Source organism: Longispora urticae, from assembly GCF_053902585.1.
Map to the genome: position 1 here is coordinate 25977 of NZ_JAQZSH010000047.1, position 20986 is coordinate 46962.

Sequence of the window (20986 nt, forward strand, 5' to 3'; positions counted from 1 at the left end):
TCTAAGCAAGCGCTTGATTACCACTGGGTAAGTGTGCGAAATACGGAGGAAAGTACCTGATGGGTAACCTGACCTACGACTTCTCCGGCCGGACGGTCCTCGTCACCGGCGCGGCCCGGGGCATCGGCCTCGCCCTCGGCAGGTTCTTCCAGGACGCCGGCGCGACCGTGTTCCTGATCGACTTCGACGCCGAGGAGTTGGCCGCGGCGGCCGGGGCGCTCGGCGCGACCGGGATCGCCGCCGACGTGAGCCGCACCGCCGACGTCGAGCGGGTCGTGGCCGCCGCCGTCGGGGCCACCGGCCGGATCGACATCCTGGTCAACAACGCCGGCATCCTCCGCGACAACGTGCTGTGGAAGATCAGCGACGAGGACTGGGAGGCCGTGCTCGCCGTGCACACCGGCGGCACCTTCCGGTTCACCCGGGCCTGCGTGCCGCACTTCCGCGCCCAGGGCTCCGGGCGGGTCGTCAACGTGACCTCCTACACCGGGCTGCACGGCAACACCGGCCAGGCCAACTACGCCGCCGCCAAGGCCGGCATCATCGGCTTCACCAAGACGGCCGCGAAGGAACTGGCCCACTTCGGGGTCACCGTCAACGCCATCTCCCCGAACGCGGAGACCCGCATGATCGCGTCCATCCCGGACGCCAAGCGCGCGCAGCTCACCGCGCACATCCCGATGGGCCGGTTCGCGGACCCGACGGAGATGTGCGCGGCGGTCGGCTTCCTGGCCTCGGACGAGGCCGGGTACATCACCGGGGCGGTCCTCCCGGTCGACGGCGGGATCTCGATGTGACGCGCTTCGACGGGCAGGTCGCCCTCATCACCGGTTCGAGCCGGGGGATCGGGCTCGGCATCGCCGAACGCCTCGTCGCCGAGGGCGCCAGGGTCTGCCTCACGGCCCGCAGACCCGACGCGCTCGCCGCCGCCGTCGAGCGGCTCGGCCCCGAGCGGGCCATGGCCGTCGCGGGGCGGGCCGACGACCCCGAGCACCAGGCGGACGCCGTCGCCCGGGTGCTCGACACGTTCGGGCGGCTCGACGTGCTGGTCAACAACACCGGGATCAATCCGACGTACGGCCCGATGATCGACGCCGATCCGGCCGCCGTGCGCAAGGTCTTCGAGGTCAACGTGATCGCCGCCCTCGGCTGGGTCGGGCACGCGCACCGGGCCTGGTTCGCCGCCCACGGCGGGTCCGTCGTCAACGTCGCCTCCGTCGCGGGACTGCGACCGGCCGCCGGGATCGGGATCTACGGCGCCAGCAAGGCCGCCCTGATCCACCTCACCATGCAGCTCGCCGCCGAGCTCGGCCCCGGAGTCCGGGTCAACGCCGTCGCGCCCGCGATCGTGAAGACCGTGTTCGCCGCCGCCCTGTACGAGGGGCGCGAGCAGCGGGTCACGGACACGTACCCGTTGAAGCGGTTGGGCATCCCCGAGGACGTCGCCGGGGCGGTCGCGTTCCTCGCCTCGGCCGACGCGGGCTGGATGACCGGCCAGACGGTGGTCGTGGACGGCGGGCTGACCCTGTCGGGCGGCCTGGGATGACCGGCGCGGCCGAGGCCACGGAGGCGCGCAGGTTCGGCTCGCTCGACGAGCTGACCGCCGCCGTGCCCGTCGACCTCGGGTACAGCGCGTGGTTCCTCGTCGACCAGGAGCGGATCGACCGGTTCGCCGAGGCCACCGGCGACGACCAGTGGATCCACGTCGACCCGGCCCGGGCGGCGGACGGCCCGTTCGGCGGCACGATCGCGCACGGCTTCCTGGTGCTGTCGCTGCTGCCGGTGATCACCCTGGACCGGCTGGTGGTCGACCGGGTCCGGATGGCCGTGAACTACGGGCTGAACAGGGTCCGGTTCCCCGCGCCCGTGCCGGTCGGTGCGCGGCTGCGCGGGCGGGTCGAGGTGACGGAGGTCGGCGAGGCGGGCGGCGGGACCCAGGTGGTGTGCCGGGTGACGATGGAACGCGAGGGCGGCGACCGGCCGGTGTGCGTGGCGGAGTCGGTGGCCCGGTTCTACGGCGAACCACCCAGCCCCGACCGGCCCGCCCCGACCGGCTCCGGCGAGGCCGCCCCGACCGTCCCCGGCACCCGGGAGGCGTCGTGACCGCTCTCGACGGCGCGGGCGTCGTCATCACCGGCGCCGGCTCGGGCATCGGCGCGGCCCTCGCCCGCCGGTTCGCGGCGGCCGGCGCCCGGGTCGTCGTCAACGACCTCGACGCCGCGGCCGCCACCCGGGTCGCGGCGGAGATCGACGGCTGGGCGGTCCCCGGCGACGTGTCCACACCGGACGGTGCCGCCGCGCTGGTCGGCACCGCGATCGGGCACCTCGGCGCGGTCGACCTGTTCTGCGCCAACGCCGGGATCGGCACCCCGGGCGGCCCCGAGGCCATCGACGCCGACTGGGACCTCGCCTGGCAGGTCAACGTCATGGCGCACGTCCGGGCGGCCCGCGCGCTGCTGCCGGGCTGGCTGGAACGCGGCCGGGGCCACTTCCTGGCCACCGTGTCGGCGGCGGGCCTGCTGACGATGCTCGGCTCCGCGCCGTACTCGGTGACGAAGCACGGCGCGCTCGCGTTCGCCGAGTGGCTCGCGGCCACCTACGCCGACCGGGGGATCACCGTGCAGGCGCTGTGCCCGCAGGGGGTGCGCACCCCGATGCTGGACGCCTCGGGCCGGGCCGGCCGGCTGATGCTGGCGGACTCGGCGCTGACCGCCGGGCAGGTCGCGGACACCGTGGTCGAGGCGCTGGCCGACGGCCGGTTCCTGATCCTGCCGCACCCGGAGGTGGCCGGCTACCACGCGGCGAAGGCCGCCGACCCCGACCGCTGGCTGACGGCGATGCGCCGCTACCAGGCCCAGCTGGACATGGACGAGGAGACGATCCGATGAGGGCGTGGCAGGTGACCCGGCTGGGCGAGCCGACGGAGGTCATGGAGCTCGTGGACACCGCCCGCCCCACCGCCGGCCCCGGGCAGCTCCTGGTCCGGGTGCTGGGCGTGGCCCTGAACTTCCCGGACGTGCTGATCTGCCGGGGCCAGTACCAGGTGAAGCCGCCCCTGCCCTTCACCCCCGGGGTCGAGCTGTGCGGGGAGGTGGTGACCGCCGCCGAGGGGTTCGTGGTCGGCCAGCGGGTCGTGGGCACCCCGGCCGCCACCTCCGGAGCGCTGGCCGAGTACGCGGTGCTGGACGTCGGCGACGCGCTTCCCGCACCCGAGGGCCTCGACGACGAACGCGCGGCGGCCTTCCTGATCGGGTACCAGACGGCGTGGTTCGCCCTGCACCGCCGCGCGAAGCTCCAGCCCGGGGAGACCCTGCTCGTGCACGCGGCGGCCGGCGGGGTGGGCAGCGCGGCCGTGCAGCTCGGCAAGGCCGCCGGGGCGACCGTGATCGGCGTGGTCGGCGGCCCGGACAAGGCGAAGGTGGCCAGCTACCTGGGCGTGGACCTCGTCGTGGACCGGCACCAGGCGGACTTCGTGGCCGTGGTCAAGGAGGCCACCGGCGGCCGGGGCGCGGACGTGGTGTTCGACCCGGTCGGCGGGGCGGCGTTCGAGCGGTCCACGAAGTGCGTGGCGTTCGAGGGCCGGATCGTGGTGGTCGGCTTCGCCAGCGGCCAGATCCCGAGCCCGGCGATGAGCCACCCGCTGGTGAAGAACTACACGCTGCTGGGCCTGCACTGGGGCCTGTACCGCAGGAACGACCCCGCCGCCGTCCTCGCCGCGCACCGCGAACTCCTCGCCCTCGCCGACGCCGGCGTGGTCGTCCCGCTGATCGGCGAGCGGGTCGGCTTCGACCGCGCGCCGCACGGGCTCGCCCGGCTCGCCGCCGGGGAGACGGTCGGCCGGGTGGTGGTCACGCCGTGAGGCACCTGGACCTCGACGCGCTGCGCCGGTACCTCGACGCGGAACTCCCCGGCCTCGTCACCGCCGACCTGACCGCCGAGCGGGTCGTCGGCGGCAAGTCCAACCTGACCTACGTGGTGACCGACGGCGCGCACCGCTGGGTCCTGCGCCGGCCGCCCATCGGGCACGTGCTGGCGACGGCGCACGACATGGGCCGCGAGTACACGGTGATCGGCGCGCTGCGCCCCACGGCCGTGCCGGTACCCGAGACGATCGCGCACTGCCCCGATCCGGAGGTGCTCGGCGCCCCCTTCTACCTGATGTCCCATGTGGACGGCACGGTCTACCGTTCGGCGACCCAGACGGCGGCACTGGACCCGGACAGGGCCCGCACCGTGGCCCACGCCCTGATGGACACCCTCGCGGACCTGCACGACGTGGACCCGGCGACCGTGGGGCTCGCGGACTTCGGCCGCCCCGACGGCTTCCTCGTCCGGCAGCTGCGCCGCTGGAAGACCCAGCTCGACGCCTCGCGCGGCCGGGACCTGCCCGGCATCGACGACCTGCACGCGACCCTCGCCGCCGACGTGCCCGACAGCGGCCGGCCGGCGATCGTGCACGGTGACTACCGGCTCGACAACGTGCTGGTGTCCGCCGACGACCGGATCGCGGCCGTCCTGGACTGGGAGATGGCCACCCTCGGCGACCCGCTCACGGACCTCGGCGTCTTCCTCGTCTACTGGACCGGCCTCGCGCACCTGCCGGCCAACGCGGTGTCCGACGCGGTCACGGCCAACTTCCCGGGCGGCCCGGAACTGATCGACCGGTACGCGGCCCGGCGCAAGGTGGACCTGTCGCGGCTGCACTGGTACACGGCCTTCGGGTTCTTCAAGCTCGCGGTGATCGCCGAGGGCATCCACCACCGGTACACGGCCGGCCAGACCGTGGGCGGGGGCTTCGACCGGATCGGCGAGGTCGTCGCGCCCCTCGTCGCACTGGGGCACGCCGCGCTGGCCGAGGACAGGGGACACTGATGGACTTCGCCTACGACGCCGGGACGCTGGAGCTGCGCGGGAAGCTGCTCGACTTCATGGACTCCCACGTGTACCCGGCCGAGCCGGTGTTCGCCGCACAGGTCGCGGCGGGCGAGCGCTGGACCACGCCGCCGGTGATGGCGGAGCTGAAGGCCGAGGCGCGCCGGCGCGGGCTGTGGAACCTGTTCCAGCTGTCCAACCAGGCGTACGCGCCGCTGGCCGAGATCACCGGCCGCAGCCCGTACCTCGCCCCGGAGGCGCTGAACTGCTCCGCGCCCGACACCGGGAACATGGAGGTGCTGGAGATGTTCGGCACCGAGGCCCAGAAGAAGCGCTGGCTGGAGCCCCTGCTGGCCGGGGAGGTCCGTTCCGCGATCTGCATGACCGAACCCGACGTCGCCTCCTCCGACGCCACGAACATCGCCACCAGCATCGTCCGGGACGGCGACGAGTACGTCGTCAACGGCCGCAAGTGGTGGTCCTCGGGCGCCATGAACCCGCGCTGCGAACTCCTCGTCGTCATGGGCCGCACCGGCGGGGAGGACCGGCACCGGCAGCAGAGCGTGATCCTGGTACCCCGCGACACCCCCGGCGTGGACGTCCGGCGCGGCCTGCACGTGTTCGGCTTCGACGACGGGCCGCACGGCGGGCACGCCGAGATCGCCTTCACCGACGTCCGGGTGCCGGCGGAGAACCTGGTCGTGGGGGAGGGCGAGGGGTTCGCGATCGCGCAGGCCCGGCTCGGCCCGGGCCGGATTCACCACTGCATGCGCCTGATCGGGATGGCCGAACGCGGCCTGGAACTGCTGTGCCGCAGGGCCCTGGAGCGCACCACCTTCGGGAAGCCCATCGCCCAGCACGGGGTCGTCGCCGACTGGATCGCCGAGTCCCGGGTCCGGATCGAACAGGCCCGGCTCCTGGTGCTCAAGACCGCGTGGCTGATGGACACCGTCGGCAACAAGGGCGCGCACTCCGAGATCCAGGCCATCAAGATCGTGACCCCGACGATGGCGGAATGGGTCCTGGACAAGGCCATCCAGGCGCACGGCGGCGGCGGGGTCAGCCAGGACTTCCCGCTCGCCGGGCTCTGGGCGGCGGCCCGGTCGCTCCGGCTGGCCGACGGGCCCGACGAGGTGCACCGGATGTCGCTGGCCCGGCGGGAGCTGCGGCGGTACCCGTGAGAAAGGGTCTTCTGATCGACTGGGGCGGGGTGCTGACCACCGACGTCTTCGCCTCCTTCGCGGCCTTCTGCGGCAGGGAGGGGCTGCCCGCCGACCGGGTCGCCACCCTGTTCCGCGCCGACCCGGCGGCCCGGGACCTGCTCGCCGGCCTGGAGATCGGCACCCTCCCCACACCCCAGTTCGAAACCTCTCTCGGGGTACTGCTCGGGGTGCCCCCGACCGGCCTCCTCCGCCGCCTGACCGCCGACATCCGCCCGGACCACGCCATGCGCGCGGCGGTGCTCCGCGCCCGGGCCGGCGGCGTCCGCACCGGTCTGGTCTCCAACTCCTGGGGCCCCGGCGGCTACACCGACCTCGCGGACCTCTTCGACGGCGTCGTCCTGTCCGGCACGGTCGGCGTCCGCAAACCCGACCCGGCGATCTACGAGCTCGGCGCGGCGGCGATCGGCCTCGCGCCGGAGGCGTGCGTGTTCGTCGACGACCTCGGCGGGAACCTGAAGCCGGCCCGGGCCCTGGGCATGGCCACCGTGCACCACACCCACGCGGCGGACACCCTCCGTACTCTCGAAGCTCTCCTCAACCTCGACCTGGGGGAACCCCGATGAGCCACTACCGTGCCAACCTCCGTGACCTGCGGTTCAACCTGTTCGAGGTGTTCGACCTGGACCTCGGCCGGTACCCGGACCTCGACCCCGACACCGTCCGCGACATCCTCGGCGAGGTCGAACGGCTCGCCACCGGCCCGGTCGCCGAGTCCTTCGTGGAGTCCGACCGCACCCCTCCCGTGTACGACCCCGCCACCCACTCCGTCACCATGCCCGAGGGCTTCCGCCGCTCCTACCGCGCGTACATGGACGCCGAATGGTGGCGCCTCGACCTGCCCGTCGGGCTCGGCGGCACGGCCGCGCCCCGGATGCTGTGGTGGTCCCTCGTCGAGATGGTCCAGGGCGCCCAGGCCCCCGTCTTCATGTACGGCGGCGGCCCCGCCTTCGCCGGCCTGCTCTACAACCTCGGCACCCCGGCCCAGCGCCGGATGGGCGAGGTGATGCTGGAGAAGGGCTGGGCCGGCACCATGGTGCTCACCGAACCCGACGCGGGCTCCGACGTCGGCGCCGGCCGGACCCGGGCCCTCCCGCAGCCCGATGGCACCTGGCACGTCGAGGGCGTCAAACGGTTCATCACCTCCGGCGAGCACGACCTGGAGGAGAACATCGTGCACTTCGTCCTCGCCCGCCCCGAGGGGGCCGGGCCGGGCACGAAGGGGCTCTCGCTGTTCGTGGTGCCGAAGTACCGGTTCGACCCGGCCACCGGCGAACTCGGCGCCCGCAACGGGGTGTACGCCACCAACGTCGAGAAGAAGATGGGCATCCGGGTGTCCACGACCTGCGAACTGCGGTTCGGCGAGGACCAGCCGGCCGTGGGCTGGCTGCTCGGCGAGGTGCACGAGGGCATCGCGCAGATGTTCAAGGTGATCGAGTCGGCCCGGATGCAGGTCGGCGTGAAGGCCATCGCGGCCCTGTCCACCGGCTACCTCAACGCCCTCGACTACGCCCGGTCCCGGGTCCAGGGCCCCGACCTGACCCGCGCGGCCGACAAGTCCGCGCCCCGGGTGACCATCGACCGGCACCCCGACGTGCGCCGGATGCTGATGCTCCAGAAGGCGTACGCCGAGGGCCTGCGCGCCACCTACCTGTACACGGCCGGCTGGCTCGACCGGGGCGGCGTGGACCCGGAGCTGGCCGCGAGCATGAACGACCTGCTGCTGCCCGTCGTCAAGGGCGTCGGCTCCGAACGGTCCTACGAGATGCTCACCCTGTCGCTGCAGACCCTCGGCGGCTCGGGGTTCCTCCAGGACTACCCGATCGAGCAGTACATCCGGGACACGAAGATCGATTCGCTGTACGAGGGCACGACCGGCATCCAGGGGCAGGACTTCTTCTTCCGCAAGATAGCGCGCGACAGCGGCGGGGCGTTCGCCGTGCTCACGGGCGAGATCGAGGACTTCCTCCGCGGCCTGGACGCCGCCGACCCGGTGGGCGTCGGTGGGACGCTCGCCGTGGAGCGGGCCGCGCTCGCCGCCGCCCTGGCCGACGTCCGGGGCATGGTGGACGCGATGCTCGGCTGGCGGGACAAGGCCGGCGGCGACATCAGCGAGGTGTACCGGATCGGCCAGAACACCACCCGGCTCCTGATCAGCGTCGGTGACCTGGTGATCGGGTGGCTGCTGACCCGGCAGGCGGCGGTGGCCTCGGCGGCGCTGGCGTCGGGCCGGGGCGCGGACGGTGGAGCGGCCGGCACCTCCGCCGACGCCGACTTCTACACCGGCAAGCTCGCCGTGGCCCGGTTCTTCGCGACCACGGTCCTCCCCGAACTGGCCGTCCGCCGCGCGGTCCTGGAGGACACCGACAACTCCCTGATGGACATCCCGGACGGCGCGTTCTGAACCCGGCGCCCGCCCAGCGACACGGACGCGCCGGGCGGGACGGCGTCGGAGGTGCGGCCGTCCGCGCGTCTGGCGGGCGTGGCCGTCTCCCTGCCTGGCGGGCTTCGGACGGAACGGCCACCCGGACGGCGGGCGGCTGGGCCGGCAACGGAAGCAACAGCTGTCAGTGCCCGCGCGGGCGGGTTCACCCTGACCGTCGTGATGACCGGTCGTCGCCCTGGCCCGCCGGTACCCGGAAAGTGCGGGTCTGATCGGTGGGTGGGAAGCTGGCCGGGGTGGTGGGCCGCGGCCGGTCGGAGGCCCGGACGGTGCCCTCGTGGGCCTGGTCCGGGCGGCTCGCGGATCGCTATGATCTCGATCATGCACGACGACTTCGGGGCGCTGACGGACCGTGACCACTGGCTCGGCTGGATGGGCGACGAGCCCACCGTGGCCGTCCGGGCGGCGATCGCCAGCATGCTGACCAGCCAGAACGCGACCGCCGAGCTGATGTGGCTGCGCCTGGTCGGCGAGCCGTACTTCCTCACCGGCGGCCGCCGGCTGCCCGAGGACCCCGACCGGGTGGTGGCCACCCGTGCCGGCCTGGCGGTGTCGTTCGAGCTGTGCGTGGCGAGCGCCGACGCGGTCGGGGAGCTGCGCGGGGTGTTCTCCTGGGTGGCGGCCGGCCTGGACGAGGGCCTGGGCGGTCCCGCGCGCCGGGACCGCACCTACCTGGACCTGGACGAGGAGCTCGCGCGGGCGTCGGAGCTGATCGAGGAACGGGTCTACGAGCTCGACGAGGAGTAGCCGGCGTGGCACCCCCGTGGCGCCGCGTCCGCCCGCCACCGGCCCGCTCCGGACGACCCGGTCGGGTCAGGCCTCCGAGGTGACCCGGGCCAGGAGCACGCCGCCGAGGATCAGCGACAGGGCCGCCAGTCGGGTCGCGCTGACCGGGTCGCGGTGCACCACGATGCCCAGCAGGATCGTGCCGACCGCTCCGATCCCGGTGAACACGGCGTACGCGGTGCCGACGGGCAGGCCGTTCATCGCCCGGGACAGCAGGTACACCGACGCGGCGCCCAGGACGAAGCACACCAGCGTGGGCAGCGGCCTCGTGAAGTTCTCCGTCGGCCGGATGCTCTGCGCCCACACCACCTCCACGAGCCCGGCGAGGACCAGCACCACCCAGCTCACGCCCCACCCCCGACTGCCGCACCCAGGCTCGCCCCGCCCCCGGCCCCGGCCTGCGCACCCAGGCTCGTCCCGCCGCCGCCGGCCCCGAACCGGGCCGTCAGCTCCTCCACCCGCGCCACCGCCGCCCGGTGCGACGCGTCCTGCCGCTCCCGCAGGTCGTCGAGGACCGGGTCGACGCGGGCGTTGGTCAGCTCCGTGGTCACGAAGGTGACGTCGGTGACCCCGTAGTGCCCGGCGAAGAAGTCGCGCAGGTACCGCTCCTGGTGGTCGAAGGGCTCCTTCGGCGTCCCCGGCTGGTAGGAACCGCCCCGCGCGCTCGCCACCACGAAGGCGCGCCCGGACAGGTCCATCCGGGGGAAGGTCACCTGGTCGATCCACGCCTTGAGCGCGGCCGGGACCGAGTAGTTGTACATCGGCGCGCCGATCAGGACCACGTCGGCGGCGACCAGCTCGGCGAGCAGCGGCTCCACGGTGGCCCACGCGGCGCGGCGGGCGGGGGTGGTGACCGCCTCCGCGTACCGCGGGATGTCCGTGATCCGGTGGGTCAGCAGGTGGTCGCAGATCTCCGTCCACGCCTCGCCGATCGGGGGCACGGGGCCGGCGACGAGGTCGCGGTAGGTGTAGGCGGCGCCGGGGTGGGCGGCCCGCCAGGCCTGGGCGTAGAGCGCCGTGAGGGTGCGCGAGAACGACCGGCTCCGCGCGCTGGAGTCGAGGTGCAGCAGGTGGGTCATCGTGAGTCTCCCGGGATAAGTGGACGGCGTGTCCGTTTAACACGGTAGCCATAAGTGGACGTGGCGTCCAGTTGTAGTAGGGTGAGGCTCATGACCAGCCCACGGAGGCAGCCGACGGGCCCCGGCTCTGCGGCGGCCGGATCCGCGGCCCTTCCCGCACCCGCGGTGTCGGACCCGCCGCCCCGGGAGCGCGCCGACGCCGCCCGCAACCGCGCCCGGGTCCTCGCCGCCGCCGAGGAACTCTTCGCCACCCGGGGCCCGGCCGCCGTCACGATGGAGGACATCGCCCGCGCCGCCGGCGTCGGCCGCGGCACCCTCTACCGGCGCTACCCCGACCGGGCCGCCATCGCCGTCGCCCTCCTCGACGAGCACGAACGCGCCCTCCAGGAACGGCTCCTGCGCGGCGACCCCCCGCTCGGCCCCGGCGCGCCGCCCGCCGAGCGGCTCGCGGCCTTCTACGCGGCGATGGTCGACCTGCTCAGGAACCACCATCATCTGGTACTCGGCGCGGAGACCGGCCACTCCCGCTTCGCCTCGGGCGCGTACGGCTTCTGGCGCGCCCACGTCCGCTCCCTCGTCGTCGCGGCGGGCGTCCCGGGCCCCGACGCGCTCGCGGACACCCTGCTCGCCCCGCTGGCCCCGGAGGTGTTCGGCTACCAGCGCGACCGGGGCGTCACGGTTCCCGACATCGTGGCGGCCCTGGCCCACCTGGCCCACACGGCCCTCGCCCACCCCGGACGGCCCTGACCACCCGGTCCCCGTCCCCGGCGGGCGGCCGTCGCGCACCCGGTCCCTGTGCCCGGACGCCCACGCCAGCCCGGTCGGTGCGGGGCACCTGACCGACCCGGTGCGCGGTGCCGCCGAACGGCCCCGGCCGCCCGGCCCCCGACCCGGCCTGATCGTCGCCCCGTTCGGCCCGGACGGCCGAGCCTGGTGCCGGTCCCGCTCTGCCAAGGTCGGAGAGTGCTGACCAATGTGGACGAACTCATCCTGCCCTCCGCCTGTCTCGCCCAGCTCCGGAAGCCACGGACCGAGCGCTCCGCCCAGCCGGGTATCAAGGTGAACCTGTCCTGGTGGAACGCCGGGCTCGCCGAGCACGGCCTGCCCGGCGGCCCGGTGCGCGGGCGCGACGGCGAGGGGCGGTCCGTGGTCGAGGGCCGGGCGTGGATCACCCGGGAGGACGTGTTCGCGCTGGCGGCGGACGACGGCCCCGACGGCACGCCGCGCCTGCTGTGGCACGCCCTGGCCTGGGGCAGCGGCATGTCGGTCCGGAACAACCGCCAACGGCTGGCCTCCATGGCGGCCGACCTGGACGGCGGCGTGCGGCTGCTGCGCCGGGCGGGCCAGTTGGCGGCGGACGACCCGGCGGCCGGGTACGCGGTGCTGCTGCCCGACAGCCGGCGCCCCGCGGTCCCGTACCTCAACGCGGCGTTCTTCACCAAGTTCCTGTACTTCGCGGGCGGCGGCGCCGGGACCCACCGCGCGCTGATCCTCGACAGCCTGGTGGCCAAGGCCCTGCACCGGCACGGGTGGACCTCCCTGGGCCCGGCGGGCTGGCCGGCGGCGACCTACGGCCGGTACTGCGCGCTGCTCGGCCGGTGGGCCGACGAGCACGGCGTGCGGCCCGACGAGATCGAACTCTGGTTCTTCCAGGAGGGCGGGCGGCTCCGGTAACCCGGTCGCCGCCGGCCGCCCGGCCGCATAACCTGGGAGCATGAACCTGTCGCGCCCCGTCATGATGCCCCGCTCCCGGGGCCGCTGACTCGCGCGCGCGAGGCCCTGGAATCCCCAGGGCCGCGTCCGGAGCCCTGGGCCGTCGACCCGGAGGTTTCCGATGACCACGATCTTCCTCACGACCACGATCCCGTACGTCAACGCCGAACCGCACCTCGGCTTCGCGCTGGAGGCGGTGCAGGCCGACGTCCTCGCCCGGCACCACCGCCGCCGGGGCGACGACGTCCGGCTCCTCACCGGCACCGACGACAACTCCCTGAAGAACGTGCTCGCGGCGGAGCGTCAGGGCGTACCGGTCGGCGAGTTCGTCGACCGCAACGCCGCCGCGTTCGAGGCGCTGCGTACCCCGCTGGACCTGTCCTTCGACGACTTCATCAGGACGAGCCGCGACCCCCGGCACCGGGCGGGTGTGGAGCGCCTGTGGCACGCCTGCGCCCACGACCTCTACCGCGCCCGCTACGAGGGCCTGTACTGCGTCGGCTGCGAGCACTACGTCACCGAGCCCTGCCCCGAGCATCCCGCCCCGCCCCAGCCGATCGCGGAGGAGAACTGGTTCTTCCGGCTGTCCCGGTACGCCGGGCCGATCCGCGACGCCATCGTCTCCGGGCGGCTGCGGATCGAACCGGCCGCGCGCCGCAACGAGGTGCTCGCCTTCCTCGACAGTGGACTGCGCGACCCGTCCGTGTCCCGGTCCACCGACCGGGCCCGGGGCTGGGGGATCCCGGTGCCCGGCGACCCCGGCCAGGTCGTCTACGTCTGGTGGGACGCGCTCGGCAACTACGTGTCGAGCCTGGACTACGGCACCGGCGGCCCGGCGTACCGGCGGTGGTGGGCGGGCGCGGACCGGCGGGTGCACCTCGTGGGCAAGGGCGTGCTGCGCTTCCACGCCGTCTACTGGCCCGCCCTGCTGCTGTCGGCCGGGCTGCCGCTGCCGACGGAGATCCTCGTGCACGACTACCTGACGGTCGACGGGCAGAAGATCAGCAAGTCGACGGGTACCGGCGTGGACCCCGTCGCCCTCGCCCACCGCCACGGCACGGACGCCCTGCGGTGGTGGCTGCTGCGCGAGGTGCCCCGGGTGGGCGACGCGGACTTCACCGAGGCCCGCCTCCTCGCCCGGGCCAACGCCGACCTGGCCGGCGGCGTGGGCAACCTCGTCCACCGGGTGACCACCCTGGCCCGCCGGCACGGCTTCACCCCCGCCACCCCGGACCCGGCCGGGCCACCCGGGGACGGGCGTTCTCCCGCATACGGCGCTGACACCGGCCGTCGAGCGGGAGTGGCCGTCCGGGGCGACGTGCCCGGCCAGGTGGGGGATCCGTCGGAGCTGCTGAGGGCGTGCCGGGACGCGCCGGGGCTGGTGGATACCGCCCTGGCGCGGGCCGACTTCCGGCAGGCCGCCGGGGCGGTGTGGGCCATCGTGGAGGAGGCCAACCGGTATCTGGAACAGACCCGGCCGTGGGAACTGGCCCGCGACGGGCACCCGGTGGGCGGCATCCTCACTGTGCTGGTCGAGGCGTGCCAGGTGCTCGGCACCGAACTGGCCCCGTTCGTCCCGGGCACGGCCGCACGGGTCCGCGAACGGTGCACCCCGGTCGACGGGACCCTCCCCGCCCTGGACCCGGTCTTCCCCCGGCTCGAACCGTGACGACGCCCGGGGACGCACGACGCGGAGGTTCGCGCCGGGTACCAAGCCCACGTGCGGGGGCCCGGCGGCGTGGCTGAGGCTCCGGTGGCGCGCGGGCCGGGGTCGGCGGCACGCGCGCACCCCCGCCTCCTGCGCCCCGCCGGCCCCGCACCCCGCACCCGTCGAGGGTCGGGGTTCAGGTTCCGCGTTTGAGTTTGCGCCAGCCGCCGGCCCGGTTGTCGGCGATGATCTGCCGGAACATGGCGAGCAGCGCGGGGGCGTTGACCGGCTCGCCCTCGCGGTAGGCGACCGTCCGGGCGGTCTTGTTGTCGTGGCCGGCGGTGATGATGCCCTCGGGGTCGGGGACGATGCCGCCGTCGTAGAGGAACACGTTGACGTGGGTCTTCGCCGCGAGCAGGGCGCAGATGTTGCCGTCCAGCACGAAGTAGGGCTGGACGGTGCGCTTGACGGTCTCGGTCACCTCGGGGTCGGCGGAGTGCACCAGCTCGCGGACCTGCCGGCAGAGCTCCTGCTGCCACCCGGGCAGCGCGTCGATGTACGCGTCCACCCGGGGATCGACGACGTAGGACATGACGACCTCCAACCTCCGGCGAACCCCCACGGTATCCCCGGGGTCCGACACTTCCGCCCGGATCCGGGCACCCGGCTCCGGGCCCGGCCGCGCCGACCCCGGTCCGGCCACCCGTCGGCCCCGGGACCCGTGGGCGGTGCCGGTTCGTCGGGCCGGCCGTGCGCGCGGCCGGCGCGGCGGCAGGGATGATGGGGCGGTGACGGACGACGTGGAGATCTCGACGGCGGAGCAGGCGGCCAACGACGCCCGGGTACTGGGCTTCGGCCGGCTGCTGGGCGCGGCCAACCGGCTCGAGTACATCCTCGGCCGGGCCATCGAGGAGGAGTGCGGGATCAGCCACCTGATGTTCGAGGTGCTGCTGATCCTCGGCCGGGCCGGCGCGCCGGGACTCACGATGCGGGCCGTCGCCCAGGAACAGGTGCTCACGACGGGCGGCGCGACCCGGCTGGTGGACCGGATGGCGGCGGCCGGGCTGGTGGTCCGGGCGGCCGACCCGGGGGACCGCCGGGTGCAGCTGGTGCGGCTCACCCCGCTCGGCGAGGAGACCACGGTCCGGGCGGCGCGGCTGCACGTAAACAACATCCGGCGGTACTTCCTCGACCCGTTGCCGGCCGACCACCGCGACCAGTTCACGGCGGACCTGAAGATCCTCAGTTACGCCGCGCGCGACGCGCTCCCGCGCCTACGCTGAGACCCGCGCGCCCAGGTCGGAGGCCCGGTCCGCGTGGCGCGCCGCGCGCGAGGACGCCCCCGGGGCCGTGGCCCAGCACACACCATCTTCGGTGCGCCGATCCGGAATGCCTGACGCGTCAGATACTGTTGTGTCAGGTAGACCGCGTCGTCCGGCGCGGGCCCAGCACCGAAAGGCACGCCCCATGAAGCTCGTGTACGTCTTCGACGCCTACTGCGGCTGGTCGTACGGGTTCACCCCCACCCTCGCCGAGGTCACCCGGCGGCACCCGGGCGTCCCGGTCGAGGTCGTCTCCGGCGGCCTGTTCACCGGCGCGCGCAGGGTGCCGATCCGCCAGTTCGGCTACGTCGGGGGCGCGAACGCGAAGATCGCCGACGTGACCGGCGTACCCTTCGGAAAGGGGTATGAAAGCCTCATCGAGGACGGTTCCTTCGTGATGGACTCCGAGGCCGCCGCCCGGGGCATGGCCGCACTCCGCGCGCTCGCCCCGGACCGGGCCGTCGACGCCGCCGAGGCCCTCCAGCGGGCCTTCTACGTCGACGGGCTGAGCCTGTCGGACCCGCAGACCTACCGCGTGCTCGCCGCCCGGCTCGACCTCGACCCCGACGCGCTGGTCGCCGCCTTCGAGGCCCCCGCCGCCCGCACGGCCGCCGCCGCCGACTTCCGCCGCTCCCGCGAACTGGGCGTCGAGGGCTTCCCGACCCTGCTCGCCGTCGACGGGGACCGGGCCACCGTCCTCGCGGTCGGCCACGCCGACGCCGACACCATCGACCGCCACCTGCGCTGACGAAGTGCCGGGCGCCCGGACCACCGCCGGCTCCGCGCCCGCCCCGCGCCGCGCACCTTCCACAGACAAGGACCCGACATGGCACCGCTCGACTTCACAGTGTTCGACCTGGACTTCCCGGTCGGCAGCCCGAACAAGACCGCCACCCTCGTCACCGGCGAGCACGAGGCGATGCTGATCGACACCGGCTTCACCCGCGCCGACGGCCACCGGCTCGTCGCCGCGATCCTCGACTCCGGCAAGACCCTGACCACGGTGTTCGTCAGCCACGGCGACCCCGACTACTACTGGGGCCTGGAGGTCGTCGCCGACGCCTTCCCCGACGCCCGGCTCGTGGCCACCCCGCCCGTCATCGAGCACATCACCGCCAGCTACGAGGCCAAGCTCGCCGCCTGGGAACCGGTCGGCGTCAACCGCCCGACCCGGCTGGCCGTCCTGGCCCCGCTGACCGGGGACCTGGAGTTCGAGGGGTACACCTTCGCGTTGCGTGGCGGGCACCCGACCCTGCCGGACCGGCACTACCTGTGGCAGGCCGAGCACCGCGCGATCGTCGGCGGGGTGCTGGTGTTCCAAGAGGAGCACGTCTGGGTCGCCGACACCGCGGAGCCCGAACAGCGCGCGGCGTGGATCGCGGTCCTGGACGAGATGGCGGCCCTCGACCCCGAGCTGGTCGTCCCGGGACACCGCCTGCCGGGTACGCCGACCGACGCGTCCGCCCTCGCGTACACCAAGGGGTACCTGGAGGCGTTCGATCGTGAACTGGCGCGCGCCGGGTCGGGCGCGGAACTCACCGCCGCTCTGGTGAGGCTCTACCCCGACGCGGGCATGCTGATCGCCGCCCAGATCGGGGCCAAGGTCGCCACCGGGGAGATGACATGGGGCTGACCGACTCCCCGGCCGACGTGGTGCGGCGGCAGTACCTGGCGTCCGCCGCAGGGGACCTCGACGCGCTGCGGGCCACCCTCGCGCCCGACGTCGAGTGGACGGAGATGGCCGGCTTCCCGCTCGCCGGCACCTACCGCACCCCGGACGGGGTCACCACGCACGTCATGGCGGCGCTCGGCGCGGACTGGGACGACTGGACGGCGCACGACGACACGTACGTGGCCGAGGGGGAGAACGTGGTCGTGCTCGCCCGGTACACGGCGCGGAACCGGGCCACCGGCAAGGAACTGGCGGCCCGGGTGGCGCACCATTTCGTGGTCCGGGGCGGGCTGATCGTGCGGTTCGAACAGTTCGTGGACACGGCGCTGGTCCGCGACGCGATGACGCCCTGACCATCGGGCGCCAGGGCGGCCCCAGGTCCGGGACGCCAGGGCCCCCGAGCGGCGGGGCGCGCGCCGGCCGGTACCCGTGAGCTGGGGTGTCGCTCCGTGGCCGGTATCCTGCGGCGGTGACGGAACAGGTGGTCGACATCTACACCGACGGCGCGTGCGTCCCCAATCCGGGACCGGGCGGCTGGGGCGCGCTGCTCCGGTACGGCGGGCACGAGAAGGAGCTGTGCGGCGGCGACGCGACGGTGACCACCAACAACCGGATGGAGCTGCTGGCCCCGATCAGCGCGCTGGGCAGCCTGAAGCGGCCGATGACGGTCCGGCTGTACACGGACAGCACCTACGTCCGCAACGGCATCACCGACTGGGTCGCCAAGTGGAAGCGCAACGGCTGGCAGACCAGCGCCCGGCAGCCGGTGAAGAACGTCGACCTGTGGCAGCTCCTTGACACCGCCGTGACCGTGCACCGGGTCGAGTGGCACTGGGTGAAGGGGCACGCCGGGCACCCGGAGAACGAGCGGGCGGACCGGCTGGCCAACCAGGGGCTGGAGGAGGCGTTGCGCGCGGCGGGGATCGATCCGCACTCCCCGGAGGTCCGCCTCCGCCGCCCGGCCGCCGCACCCGAGTCGCCGCCCCAGGCCCCGGCCCTGTTCTGACTCCCGGGCGACGGTGTCGCGCCCGGGTCAGGCGCCGGACACCGCCGCCGCGACCGCCGACTCCGGCAGTCCGAGTACCTCCGCGACCTGGTCGAGGTCCTCGCGTTCGGTGTCGCTGACCACGCCGTCGGCCCACGCCTGCCGGGCGAGCTGCCGGAGGTAGAGGGCGTGCAGTTCGAGCGTGGTGGCCCGGTCCAGGCCGAGTTCGGCGGCGACCGACACCAGCGCGTCGGCCTCGGTCGCGGAGACGTGCCGGTCGTACAGGGCGGTGTCGAGGACGGCCAGGTAGGCGTCGGCCTCCGCCGGGTCGGGTACCCGGGGCAGGCGTTCGGCGATCCGCTCCAGGAAGTGCGGGGCGTGCCGGTGCGCGCCGCGCCGGACGGGTCGCGCCGCCGACCGGTGCGGCAGCAGGGGCCAGCGGGCGGCGAGGGCGGTGTCGAGGTGGCCGTTCCAGTCCACCGGGGTCCGGCCGTGCAGGTAGTGCCGGAGCAGGCCGGCGGCGGCCCGGGCGTCGTCGAGCGCGCGGTGCTGGTCGGTCAGGGGCACGCCGGCCGCCGCGCAGCAGCTGGTCAGGGACCGTGAGGACGTCGCGAGGAACCGGCCGCCCAACGCCATCGTGCACAGTCCCGGGGTCTGGTCGAACGGCATCCGGATCCCGATCCGGTCGAACTCCGCGCGCAGGAACCCCCGGTCGAACGCCACGTTGTGCGCGACGAACACCCGCCCGGCGAGCAGTTCGGCGATCCGGGGCGCCAGTTCGCGGAACCTGGGCGCGTACCGCACGTCGGACGCGCGGATCCCGTGTATCTCACTCGCGCCGAGGTCGCGTTCAGGGTTGACCAGCGTGTCCCACTCGTCGACGATCCGGCCGCCCGGGTCGACGTGCACGATGGCGATCTCGGCGATCCGGTCGTGCCGGGCGGGGGACAGTCCGGTGGTCTCGACGTCGACCACGGCAAAGCCGGTCACGGCACCTCCAGGGGAGTCGGGGAATCCGACTCCACCGTAGGAGGGCGGGGCGGGGGTGCGCCTCCCCCAAAGTGTTGACGCACGGTCACCGTTCGGGTACTGCTCCAGTGTGGAGGGTGTGGGTCAGCGCCGGCCCGGGAACTCCGTGCCGACCAGTCGGAGCAGGGGCGCCGCCTTCACGGCCGTCTCCTCGAACTCCTCCTCCGGATCCGACAGCGCCACGATGGCCCCGCCGACCCCGTACCGGGTCCGGTCGCCGGTCACCACGGCCGTGCGGATCGCGATGCTCAGGTCGGCCGCGCCGGTCAGCGACAGGTAGCCGATCGCGCCCGCGTACACCCCGCGTGGTCCGCCTTCGAGGGCGTCGATGATCCGCATCGTGCGCTCCTTCGGCGCCCCGGTCATCGACCCGCCCGGGAACGCGGCCCGGACACAGTCCACCGCGGACGCGTCCGGCCGGCGCTGGGCGACGATGGTGCTGACCAGCTGGTGCACGGTGGCGTAGCTCTCCACGTCGAACAGTTTCGGCACCCGCACCGAGCCGACGACGGCGCACCAGCCGAGGTCGTTGCGCACCAGGTCGACGATCATCAGGTTCTCGGAGCGGTCCTTCTCGCTGGTGGCGAGGTCCTTGCGGAGCAGCTCGTCCTCCTCGGGGGACTCGCCGCGCGGCCGGGTGCCCTTGATGGGCCGGGACTCCAGGAGGCCGTCGGCGCCGATCCGGAGGAACCGTTCGGGGGACGTGCTGAGCACGGACAGGTCGCCGAACTCGAGGAGCGCGCCGAACGGGGCCGGGCTGAACCGGCGCATCAGCCGGTAGCCGAGCCACCCGTCGACGGGGACCCGGGCCTCGACCATGGTGGTGAGGCACACCTCGTAGGTCTCGCCGGCGGCGATGTCCTCCTGGCAGCTGGCGATCAGGTCGAGGTACTCGCCCCGGTCGTGCCGGGGGTACACCAGTTGCGGGGTGGGCGGTTCGGGGTCGACCGGGTGCCAGCCGGCGAGCCCGGCCAGCCGTTCCGCGGTCTCCCGCAGCCACTCCCGCGCCGACGCCTCGTCCCCTTCGGCGAGGGCCAGCAGATACGTCACCTGCTCGACGTGGTCGAACACCACCGCCCGGTCCGCGAACACCATCGCCGCGTCGGGCTCGGTCGACCGGTGCGCGCGCTCCCCGCCGCTCTGCGCCTTCAGCTCGTAGCCGAGATACCCGACCCAGCCGAGCGCGAAGTCGAACGGCAGCTCCGGCACCTCGACGGCCAGCCCGGCGAGGTCCCGCCCGATCCAGTCCCAGAAACCCCCGACCACCTTCTGATGGGTACCAGCAGAGCCCGTCACCGTCACCGTCGTGTCCCACACGTCGGCGGTCACCACCCGGGCGAGCGGCCCGGTGGCGTCCCCCATGACGGAGAACCGTCCGGTGCCGTCGCCGGGGCGGCTGGCGTCGAGCCAGTAGGAGTGCGGGGCGGCCCGGAACAGCTGGTCGTACACGACCTCGTCGTTCCAGCGGGTGGGGAGCCTCTCGGCGAGTACCCGCAGAGTCCTGGTTTTCCCGGGGTGCGGGGCGCGGGTCTGGTCACGCCGGGCGGCCCGGCCCGGCGTGACGTCGTGGCGGCGCTGCCAGTCGCGGGTGAGGCGCGCGAAGTTCCGCAGCAGCCGGTGGCCGTGCTCCGTGCAGATGGACTCGGGGTGGAACTGCACGCCCCACTGGGGACGGACCCGGTGCCGCAGGCCCATCAGTACCCCGTCGTGGGTGTGCGCTGTCGCCGCGAGTGTCGCCGGGAGGTCGGTGACGGCGAGGGAGTGGTAGCGCACGGCCTCGAAGGGGTTGGGCAGGTCGGCGAACAGGCCGGTGCCGTCGTGCAGCACCTCCGACACCCTGCCGTGCCGGGGCTCGGGCGCGCGGTCGACGCAGCCGCCGGCGAGGTGCGCGATGGCCTGGTGGCCGAGGCACACGCCGAGCAGCGGGATGTCGCAGTGCTCGACGAGCGCGCGGGACAGGCCGAGGTCGGTGGCGCGCCGGGGGGTGCCCGGGCCGGGGGAGACGACCACGTTGTCGAACTCGCGGAGCCGCTCCGGCCTCCAGTGTGGATCGTCGTTGCGGACGACCTCGGGCTCGCGGCCGTTCACCTCCGCCAGGTAGTGGAAGAGGTTGTAGGTGAACGAGTCGTGGTTGTCGACCAGCAGGGTGCGCATGGGGCCTCCTGGGGCGGGTACGGGCGACGGCGACGACGAAATGCGCATGGCCCAGGAATGGTA

Annotated in this window: 23 protein-coding genes; 18 read left to right on the forward strand and 5 right to left on the reverse strand. The window is 73.9% G+C overall.

The window, feature by feature from the left end:
* The first annotated feature begins 59 nt into the window (after positions 1-59).
* From PT931_RS32445 to PT931_RS32490, 10 genes are all read left to right on the forward strand, one after another.
* Positions 60-797 carry an SDR family oxidoreductase gene (locus PT931_RS32445; RefSeq protein WP_456249531.1) on the forward strand — a complete coding sequence of 246 codons (738 nt, stop codon included), beginning with the start codon at positions 60-62 and terminating at the stop codon, positions 795-797.
* The gene (locus PT931_RS32450; RefSeq protein WP_456249532.1) at positions 794-1546 is read left to right on the forward strand and encodes an SDR family oxidoreductase; all 753 of its coding nucleotides are present in this window, start codon (positions 794-796) and stop codon (positions 1544-1546) included. Before PT931_RS32445 ends, PT931_RS32450 begins: the two co-directional genes overlap by 4 nt.
* Entirely contained in the window at positions 1543-2103 is a 561-nt protein-coding gene (locus PT931_RS32455; RefSeq protein WP_456249533.1) for a MaoC family dehydratase, read from the forward strand. The genes PT931_RS32450 and PT931_RS32455 overlap by 4 nt, the downstream gene beginning before the upstream one ends.
* Entirely contained in the window at positions 2100-2888 is a 789-nt protein-coding gene (locus PT931_RS32460; protein ID WP_456249534.1) for an SDR family NAD(P)-dependent oxidoreductase, read from the forward strand. Before PT931_RS32455 ends, PT931_RS32460 begins: the two co-directional genes overlap by 4 nt.
* Positions 2885-3859, forward strand: coding sequence for an NADPH:quinone oxidoreductase family protein (locus PT931_RS32465; RefSeq protein ID WP_456249535.1), 975 nt, complete (start codon positions 2885-2887; stop codon positions 3857-3859). Before PT931_RS32460 ends, PT931_RS32465 begins: the two co-directional genes overlap by 4 nt.
* Positions 3856-4872 carry a phosphotransferase family protein gene (locus PT931_RS32470; RefSeq protein WP_456249536.1) on the forward strand — a complete coding sequence of 339 codons (1017 nt, stop codon included), beginning with the start codon at positions 3856-3858 and terminating at the stop codon, positions 4870-4872. Before PT931_RS32465 ends, PT931_RS32470 begins: the two co-directional genes overlap by 4 nt.
* Positions 4872-6053, forward strand: a complete 1182-nt coding sequence (locus PT931_RS32475) for an acyl-CoA dehydrogenase family protein (protein WP_456249537.1) — start codon at positions 4872-4874, stop codon at positions 6051-6053. Before PT931_RS32470 ends, PT931_RS32475 begins: the two co-directional genes overlap by 1 nt.
* The gene (locus PT931_RS32480; protein ID WP_456249538.1) at positions 6050-6658 is read left to right on the forward strand and encodes an HAD family hydrolase; all 609 of its coding nucleotides are present in this window, start codon (positions 6050-6052) and stop codon (positions 6656-6658) included. Before PT931_RS32475 ends, PT931_RS32480 begins: the two co-directional genes overlap by 4 nt.
* A complete protein-coding gene (locus PT931_RS32485; RefSeq protein ID WP_456249539.1) occupies positions 6655-8496 on the forward strand; it encodes an acyl-CoA dehydrogenase in 1842 nt (613 codons plus the stop codon). The genes PT931_RS32480 and PT931_RS32485 overlap by 4 nt, the downstream gene beginning before the upstream one ends.
* A 360-nt stretch (positions 8497-8856) precedes the next feature.
* The gene (locus PT931_RS32490; protein WP_456249540.1) at positions 8857-9282 is read left to right on the forward strand and encodes a hypothetical protein; all 426 of its coding nucleotides are present in this window, start codon (positions 8857-8859) and stop codon (positions 9280-9282) included.
* A 66-nt stretch (positions 9283-9348) separates the two neighbouring features.
* On the opposite strand, the gene PT931_RS32495 is transcribed toward PT931_RS32490, so the two are convergent.
* Together PT931_RS32495 and PT931_RS32500 are read right to left on the reverse strand one after the other, a co-directional pair.
* Positions 9349-9669 carry a DMT family transporter gene (locus PT931_RS32495; RefSeq protein ID WP_456249541.1) on the reverse strand — a complete coding sequence of 107 codons (321 nt, stop codon included), beginning with the start codon at positions 9667-9669 and terminating at the stop codon, positions 9349-9351.
* Positions 9666-10400 (reverse strand): FMN-dependent NADH-azoreductase, encoded by a 735-nt coding sequence (locus PT931_RS32500; RefSeq protein WP_456249542.1) that lies wholly within the window; start codon positions 10398-10400, stop codon positions 9666-9668. The genes PT931_RS32495 and PT931_RS32500 overlap by 4 nt, the downstream gene beginning before the upstream one ends.
* A 90-nt stretch (positions 10401-10490) precedes the next feature.
* On the opposite strand from PT931_RS32500, the gene PT931_RS32505 reads away from it, so the two are divergent.
* The 3 genes from PT931_RS32505 (at position 10491) to PT931_RS32515 (ending at position 13782) form a co-directional block, all read left to right on the forward strand.
* Complete coding sequence (locus PT931_RS32505) at positions 10491-11147, forward strand: TetR/AcrR family transcriptional regulator (protein WP_456249543.1); 657 nt, start codon at positions 10491-10493, stop codon at positions 11145-11147.
* 216 nt (positions 11148-11363) lie between these two features.
* The gene (locus tag PT931_RS32510) at positions 11364-12074 is read left to right on the forward strand and encodes an 8-oxoguanine DNA glycosylase OGG fold protein (RefSeq protein WP_456249544.1); all 711 of its coding nucleotides are present in this window, start codon (positions 11364-11366) and stop codon (positions 12072-12074) included.
* Between the two features lie 160 nt (positions 12075-12234).
* The gene (locus tag PT931_RS32515) at positions 12235-13782 is read left to right on the forward strand and encodes a methionine--tRNA ligase (protein WP_456249545.1); all 1548 of its coding nucleotides are present in this window, start codon (positions 12235-12237) and stop codon (positions 13780-13782) included.
* 175 nt (positions 13783-13957) lie between these two features.
* Here the strand turns inward: PT931_RS32515 and PT931_RS32520 are convergent, their stop codons facing one another.
* Positions 13958-14353 (reverse strand): DUF1801 domain-containing protein, encoded by a 396-nt coding sequence (locus PT931_RS32520; RefSeq protein WP_456249546.1) that lies wholly within the window; start codon positions 14351-14353, stop codon positions 13958-13960.
* Positions 14354-14549: 196 nt separating this feature from the next.
* On the opposite strand from PT931_RS32520, the gene PT931_RS32525 reads away from it, so the two are divergent.
* The 5 genes from PT931_RS32525 to rnhA all read left to right on the forward strand — a co-directional run bounded on the left by PT931_RS32525 (position 14550) and on the right by rnhA (position 17761).
* Entirely contained in the window at positions 14550-15044 is a 495-nt protein-coding gene (locus PT931_RS32525) for a MarR family winged helix-turn-helix transcriptional regulator (RefSeq protein ID WP_456249547.1), read from the forward strand.
* Positions 15045-15228: 184 nt separating this feature from the next.
* A complete protein-coding gene (locus PT931_RS32530) occupies positions 15229-15831 on the forward strand; it encodes a DsbA family protein (RefSeq protein WP_456249548.1) in 603 nt (200 codons plus the stop codon).
* 78 nt (positions 15832-15909) lie between these two features.
* Entirely contained in the window at positions 15910-16716 is an 807-nt protein-coding gene (locus PT931_RS32535) for an MBL fold metallo-hydrolase (protein WP_456249549.1), read from the forward strand.
* Positions 16707-17108, forward strand: coding sequence for a nuclear transport factor 2 family protein (locus PT931_RS32540; protein ID WP_456249550.1), 402 nt, complete (start codon positions 16707-16709; stop codon positions 17106-17108). Before PT931_RS32535 ends, PT931_RS32540 begins: the two co-directional genes overlap by 10 nt.
* Positions 17109-17224: 116 nt before the next feature.
* Positions 17225-17761, forward strand: coding sequence for a ribonuclease HI (gene rnhA, locus PT931_RS32545; protein ID WP_456249551.1), 537 nt, complete (start codon positions 17225-17227; stop codon positions 17759-17761).
* A gap of 27 nt (positions 17762-17788) precedes the next feature.
* On the opposite strand, the gene PT931_RS32550 is transcribed toward rnhA, so the two are convergent.
* Together PT931_RS32550 and pabB are read right to left on the reverse strand one after the other, a co-directional pair.
* The gene (locus tag PT931_RS32550) at positions 17789-18730 is read right to left on the reverse strand and encodes a 3'-5' exonuclease (RefSeq protein ID WP_456249552.1); all 942 of its coding nucleotides are present in this window, start codon (positions 18728-18730) and stop codon (positions 17789-17791) included.
* Between the two features lie 123 nt (positions 18731-18853).
* Positions 18854-20923: an aminodeoxychorismate synthase component I gene (gene pabB, locus PT931_RS32555; RefSeq protein ID WP_456249553.1), complete on the reverse strand. Its 2070-nt coding sequence runs from the start codon at positions 20921-20923 to the stop codon at positions 18854-18856.
* Positions 20924-20986: the final 63 nt, after the last annotated feature.

What these genes read in the sequence shown, in the direction of transcription:
- PT931_RS32485 (WP_456249539.1), top strand. Translation starts at nt 6,655, where the DNA reads ATGAGCCACTACCGTGCCAACCTCCGTGACCTGCGGTTCAACCTGTTC.
- PT931_RS32535 (WP_456249549.1), top strand. Translation starts at nt 15,910, where the DNA reads ATGGCACCGCTCGACTTCACAGTGTTCGACCTGGACTTCCCGGTCGGC.
- PT931_RS32530 (WP_456249548.1), top strand. Translation starts at nt 15,229, where the DNA reads ATGAAGCTCGTGTACGTCTTCGACGCCTACTGCGGCTGGTCGTACGGG.
- PT931_RS32540 (WP_456249550.1), top strand. Translation starts at nt 16,707, where the DNA reads ATGGGGCTGACCGACTCCCCGGCCGACGTGGTGCGGCGGCAGTACCTG.
- PT931_RS32490 (WP_456249540.1), top strand. Translation starts at nt 8,857, where the DNA reads ATGCACGACGACTTCGGGGCGCTGACGGACCGTGACCACTGGCTCGGC.
- pabB (WP_456249553.1), bottom strand. Translation starts at nt 20,923, where the DNA reads ATGCGCACCCTGCTGGTCGACAACCACGACTCGTTCACCTACAACCTC.
- PT931_RS32520 (WP_456249546.1), bottom strand. Translation starts at nt 14,353, where the DNA reads ATGTCCTACGTCGTCGATCCCCGGGTGGACGCGTACATCGACGCGCTG.
- PT931_RS32505 (WP_456249543.1), top strand. Translation starts at nt 10,491, where the DNA reads ATGACCAGCCCACGGAGGCAGCCGACGGGCCCCGGCTCTGCGGCGGCC.
- PT931_RS32445 (WP_456249531.1), top strand. Translation starts at nt 60, where the DNA reads ATGGGTAACCTGACCTACGACTTCTCCGGCCGGACGGTCCTCGTCACC.
- PT931_RS32465 (WP_456249535.1), top strand. Translation starts at nt 2,885, where the DNA reads ATGAGGGCGTGGCAGGTGACCCGGCTGGGCGAGCCGACGGAGGTCATG.
- PT931_RS32515 (WP_456249545.1), top strand. Translation starts at nt 12,235, where the DNA reads ATGACCACGATCTTCCTCACGACCACGATCCCGTACGTCAACGCCGAA.
- PT931_RS32475 (WP_456249537.1), top strand. Translation starts at nt 4,872, where the DNA reads ATGGACTTCGCCTACGACGCCGGGACGCTGGAGCTGCGCGGGAAGCTG.
- PT931_RS32455 (WP_456249533.1), top strand. Translation starts at nt 1,543, where the DNA reads ATGACCGGCGCGGCCGAGGCCACGGAGGCGCGCAGGTTCGGCTCGCTC.
- PT931_RS32500 (WP_456249542.1), bottom strand. Translation starts at nt 10,400, where the DNA reads ATGACCCACCTGCTGCACCTCGACTCCAGCGCGCGGAGCCGGTCGTTC.